Genomic DNA, 5,866 nt, shown 5'->3' on the forward strand with positions numbered 1-5,866 from the left:
ATAACCAAAATCTAAATAAAAAAACAGCTTATAGATCCATCTTTCAATCTGTAAGCCTAGAATAATAATGTCAAAAATTAATGAAGAAATATGTTGTTTTTTACCTCAGTTCTTTGTTACCTGCTGGCTTTTTTTATTTCAGTTCCTATTTTGTTCATTATTTCGTTCCAATGTTCTTTCATTTCTGCTCTCTGTTCAGCGTTCAATAATTTCTCTTGGTGAATTGCAACTGTTGTCTTTTCTTGATTTCCAATGACTCTAATTTGAATTGTTGACATATTTTCCCAATTTTTCGATTTCCAATTCAGTCGAATATGGGAATTTGCTTTAAAAACACGGACAAGTCCTGTTATGCCATTTTCAGTTTCGTATTCTTTTTTAATTTCAAGTTCATTTTTCAATTTACCCAACCAAATTTTTAGTCCATTTTTTGAAAATAAAAAGTCCCAAACCTTTTCAGTCGAAACAGGAAAGGTTTTCCTTATTCCGAATTGAAATCCTACGTCTTTGGTTTTTCCGACTTGATTTTCCATTTTCTTATTTTTCAGGTTTAAATGCTATCGCGTCAATTTCAATTAAAAATTCTGGATTTATTAGTCCTGTAACGTACAAAACTGTAATAATCGGTGGGTTTGGGTTTTGTCCTAAAAATTTCTGTGAAACTTGAAATGCACCATAAGCATTCTGCCCTTGGACAATATGAATGCTTAATTTCACTAAACTTTCAAAATTTACTCCACAAGATTTAAGAGCAATTTCAAGGTTTTTCATTACTTGCTCGGTTTGCTGTAAAATATCATTTTTTCCTACAATTTCTCCGTTTCCATTTACTGCATTTTGTCCACCGATATAAATTGTCTTTCCGTTTCCTTCAGTCGTTATGATTTGAGAAAACGCAGAATTTTTTATTAGTCCATCTGGATTTATATGTTCCATTTTATTCTCCATTGTTCGTTGTTTTCAGCTTGCAGGTAACGGTCTTGTATAACGCACGATGCGTAATGCAAAGACTAAATTACATAAAAAATACCTTATTTCCCGCCCGGGCGATTTTTCCGATAAGGAAAAATTGAGCATTGGGCGTTATGCATTGTTATGTTTAGTGCCGACGCATAACAGTGGCACGTCCGAGTCAGAAATCCAAGTCAAAATTTACAGTTTCAGTTTATGATTTTTGTCGAAATTTATTTTTTCCGCCAAACAAGTCCGATTAAAATTTTGTGCAATAATTCCGAAACTCAATTTTGTGTTTAAATAACCGATTGGTACTGTCCGATGCAAGTCCGCTGCATTTTATTCAGCTTGTTTTTTTGTCAATTGGGCTGCGTTAATTTCCAGTCATAATTCGCAAATACGCCCAAATTAAATGCCTCCGAATTAATTCGCAAGAATTCAATTCGGAGGCATTGAACATAACGGATTTGTATAACGCACGATGCGTGATGCACAGACTAAATTACATAAAAAATACCTTATTTCCCGCCCGGGCGATTTTTCCGATATGGAAAATTTGAGCATTGGGCGTTATGCGTTGTTACCTGTTTTTGCGACACACAACAGTGGCACGAACGGCTTTTCCGCAATCAAGTCGGCGTTATATTCCGCGCAGTTTGTCAAAAATCGATTCGATTCGGTTTGAGTGGGCAAATCCGTTAAAATTGTTCGGTTCCGAATTAAGTCCGCATTTTGGGTTTTTCCGCTTTCGAGCAAAAAGTCAGCCGTCAATTTATCCGCTTGAATTTTTCCGAATAGACGACTTTTTTAGTCAGATTATTTGTCTGGAAATTTCGTCGGAGCAATTACAGGTAACGGTCTTGTATAACGCACGATGCGTGATGCACAGACTAAATTACATAAAAAATACCTTATTTCCCGCCCGGGCGATTTTTCCGATAAGGAAAAATTGAGCATTGGGCGTTATGCGTTGTTACCTGTTTTTGCGACACACAACAGTGGCACGATCGGATTATCCGCAATCAAGTCGGCGTAATATTCCGCGCAGTTTGTCAAAAATCGATTCGATTCCGTTTAAGTGGGCAAATCCGTTAAAATTGTTCGGTTCCGAATTAAGTCCGCATTTTGGATTTTTCCGCTTTCGAGCAAAAAGTCAGCCGTCAATTTATCCGCTTGAATTTTTCCGAATAGACGACTTTTTTAGTCAGATTATTTGTCTGGAAATTTCGTCGGAGCAATTACAGGTAACGGTCTAGTATAAGAATAGTAGCGGATTTTCACACCCTAATTTTTCAGTTAAACACAGACCTTTTTCATATTCACTTACTTTCGTTTTAGCGATTAAACCGCTATTATTTTTATACATTGTTACCTGCTGGCTTTTTTATTCAGACTTTCATTCAGCGTTGGCAAAGACATACTCTTTTGCAATTTTGGCTTGTGTTTTGGCTGTAGCGAATTGCAAATGTGTATGGCTTTTAGCGTTGGCAAATTCCAGCCGTAAAATTTCATCAATTTGTTTGATATATTGTTCTTCTTTTGTGTCTTTAAAATCCGAATAAAGATTTAAAATTCTCTCAACTTGTTCTTGAGATAGTTTAGATAAATCAAGCATTTTGGATTTGTTCAAATCGTTAGGTTCAAATTTTTTCAAACCATTACCATATTCTCTTCTATTGTCGCTAAAGATTTCTTTTGCTACGTCTGTTAATAGGTAAGCAAATAATAAATCTATAGGAACATCTGAAAATAAATCCGAGTTTGTTGGATAAACACAATGAAAGGTTGTCAGGTTAGAAATGTTTGCTTCATTTCTAATAAACTTAACACCATTTCTATTAAATACAGAAACCCAAATTGGTGCGGGTGGTCTATTTTCTAATGAATACCAAGGCTTTCTTTTTTTGGTTAAATACTTTTCATTTACTTTTTCGTTTTCACCTAAAACTATGTATTCAGCAACCTTTTTGTTTTCGGAATCCTTACCGTTGAAAAGATAAGCCAATTCATCATTTTCGATGAGGCTCTCATAATTTGATTTAGTGAAAAAATTGCCTTTCACGTCTTTCGCTTTACAAATACAAGGCAAAAGGCATTCATTGGGAATAGAATATTTTTCGGCTTTTGATTTTCTAAATGTAAAATATTCATTTGCTCCTGTTGCGATACCTCTTACAACTTTAGCGTAAGTAGAAAATGGAACGAGATTTTTATAATTTATAGAGTTCTGAACTTGGTAAAATTGTCTCCATTTAACACTTGGGTCTAAATCAGATGGCTTGTAAGTAAATTCGCCTTTAGCATTTGGATATGAACTAATGTACCCCTCAATTAATTTTAAGTCAGATTTTGATTGGATATTGGTTATTTCAATTTCAGAATTATGTTCGTCATTTGCTAAAAGAAGAATAGAAGCTGTTGTCATTGCATCATTAAATACGTTTTCTTTAAAATCAATTACAAAAAGGTGTCTTAATGTCCTTGTTTTTAAAAGATATTCCTTGACAAGTTTACCATAATCAGAGTTTAAAAACTCCGAAGGAATAATATAGGCTATTCGGCCACCTTTCTTTAATTGAAAAATAGATTTAAGAAGGAAGAGAGTATATAAGTTAGTAAATCCGTTAAATTTAAATTTTAAATATCTTTCTACTTCTTTTAAAATTTCTTTATTGTCGTAATCGTGGAATTTTAAATAAGGTGGATTGCAAATAATACCATCATATTTGTTTTTCCATCCATTATACATATAGTCCTCAAGATTTAAAGAAACGTTTTTATGAGTTTTGAAATAATCGGAAGCATCTTTAAAAATGTTCTCATCTATATCAAAACCTTTGATTTTTAAATTCTTTTTCTTTTTTAAAAGTGTTCTTGAAAAAATACCTAAACCAAAAGCTGGCTCTAAAACAGTTTTTAATGACTCATTACCAAGTAACCAATCAGCCATAAGGTCTGCTATCGGTTGTGGTGTAAAAAATTGAGCATACTCTTTACGATGGTCGATAGCAGTCTTTTTAGTATATATTTTTTCTAAATTCATATTTAAAAATCTTCTATGTTTAATAAATCTTTTAGACTATCAATGTCTAAATATGCTGTTCCTTTATCAAAAGTGACATAAAACAATAATCTTCCTCTACCCATTTCACGTCTAACACTCTTATGTTCTGGCTCTTCAACTTTATAAGCAACCTGATTGGTGTTTCTAGTATTAATTTTAATAGTGGTCTTATTTTGATTTTTTATGTCTTTGGAAATTTCATAATGTTCTCCCTCTTTGTCTGAATCAGTAATAAGAGATAAAATATTGCTAAAAGAAATTCCGTAAGATTTGTCAAAGAATACTTGAAAATAATAGTGAGGAACGTTAAATGTTTCCGCCCACTTGTAAACAACTTTTATATCTTCAACTTTTGGTGTAATACTTAAATAGTCTCTTTTTTGGACGATTTTAATATGTTCTTTTAAGTCTTTGAATAATAAAGTTAATTGCTGTAACCTTTCTGTTGAGTTCCAACTTGGTCTTCTGAAAGTTATTGCATTTATGGTTTCCTCTGTTATACTTTTGAGTACTTCCAAATGAGGTTTCTTTTTTGGATGTTCGAACTCTTTTGCAAAGTCATTTATTAAAACATCCCTGATTTTTAATGCTTCTTTTAAATGATAATTGGTTCTTTCCTGCATTTCATTTTCATATTTATCAATCAGAAATGCACTTGAACGAATTTCAAGTCCTGCAATTGCTTTTTTTACGTACTCTGTTATTTTAGAGTGTGCAATTTTACTTATGTCGTAGCCAAGATTTTGGTCAAAATCCTCTTTTTTAAAAACTAATAAATCAGGTCGTTTTCCAATGGTATCAAGTTCGTCTTGAAAGTCGGTATAGAATTCATCAAATCCTGCATCACCTGCTATTAAATCATCAGATTTTCCGTATCGAACAGCAACGTAATTTTTTGAAGTTTCATTTATTGCTCTAAAAATTAAATCTTCTGCCCAATCTCCTTGTTCTTTGTTTGTAATAAAATTAGATGATGCCTGTGTTGGCGGTGAAGTTCTATCTCTTGGGATTGTAAAATCAACAATAGAAGTTGGAATAGATTTCGTTATTTCTCTTAATTCTTCAAAGTAGGTCATATTGTTTTTCGATATTTTATTTCTTGTTCAGCAACTTTTAAAACATCAATTGCTTTTTTTTCATCTTTTATAAGGTCGTACACTTTGTTTGCTAACCATAGTGTTTCCAATTCTTCATATGAGTATTTGAAAAGTTTACTGATAGTTTTCAAATGTTCTTTTTTTAAGTTTTTTTGGTTTCTCTCTATTTTACTCAAATATGCATCACCAACTTCTAACTTGTAAGCAAGTTCACGTTGTAACATTTGAGCTTCTTCTCGTAATTCTCTTATTTTTTGTCCAATCGTCATTTTCCTTATTTTGACTTGACCTAAATCAGTCAAATTTAATAATTAATTTCGATTAATCGGTTTTCATTTAATTTTTTTTTCGGGTGGTGGTGGGGAAGTGAAAGCTCTTTTTATTTTGTGAGGTACGAGCAAAATGAAATGTGCTTGAACGTGCGGTGGTGTTTTTTCAGCTTGCAGGTAACGGGCTTGTATATGGCTCGTAGCGTGCAAATTATGAAATTATTTTCGGATGAAGCACGAGCCGAATTTTTTAATTTTTCTTATTATCTTTTTTTTCAATAAGCCAAATTAAAAAATTTGGCGGACTAGCAAATATACCTTAACTTCGATTAAGCAACTGACTAGCTATGAGCTATATACGTCTTAAGTTTGATTTTCACTAAATAAGTTAATTTTAAGTATTAATCAGAAAGAACAAAAGAGCGGAGTAAGGTTACTATATACGGTGAAGCTTTAGACTTCGACAACATTGATAATCCCCG

The 5,866-nt window shown here is 32.6% G+C and carries 5 protein-coding genes; all 5 read right to left on the reverse strand.

Annotation, left to right across the window (positions count from 1 at the left end; genetic code table 11):
* Positions 1-116: 116 nt before the first annotated feature.
* A complete protein-coding gene (locus VZD24_RS15010; protein ID WP_342688080.1) occupies positions 117-533 on the reverse strand; it encodes an SRPBCC domain-containing protein in 417 nt (138 codons plus the stop codon).
* Between the two features lie 4 nt (positions 534-537).
* Positions 538-948: a RidA family protein gene (locus VZD24_RS15015; RefSeq protein ID WP_342688081.1), complete on the reverse strand. Its 411-nt coding sequence runs from the start codon at positions 946-948 to the stop codon at positions 538-540.
* Positions 949-2,350: 1,402 nt separating this feature from the next.
* Positions 2,351-3,997: an Eco57I restriction-modification methylase domain-containing protein gene (locus tag VZD24_RS15020; RefSeq protein ID WP_342688082.1), complete on the reverse strand. Its 1,647-nt coding sequence runs from the start codon at positions 3,995-3,997 to the stop codon at positions 2,351-2,353.
* Between the two features lie 2 nt (positions 3,998-3,999).
* The gene (locus VZD24_RS15025; protein WP_342688083.1) at positions 4,000-5,094 is read right to left on the reverse strand and encodes an AccI family restriction endonuclease; all 1,095 of its coding nucleotides are present in this window, start codon (positions 5,092-5,094) and stop codon (positions 4,000-4,002) included.
* A complete protein-coding gene (locus VZD24_RS15030) occupies positions 5,091-5,384 on the reverse strand; it encodes a helix-turn-helix domain-containing protein (protein ID WP_150315333.1) in 294 nt (97 codons plus the stop codon). The genes VZD24_RS15025 and VZD24_RS15030 overlap by 4 nt, the downstream gene beginning before the upstream one ends.
* Between the last annotated feature and the right edge of the window lie 482 nt (positions 5,385-5,866).

Origin of the sequence: Aequorivita flava, from assembly GCF_038742595.1 — a bacterium.
Taxonomy (GTDB): Bacteria; Bacteroidota; Bacteroidia; order Flavobacteriales; family Flavobacteriaceae; genus Aequorivita; species Aequorivita marisscotiae.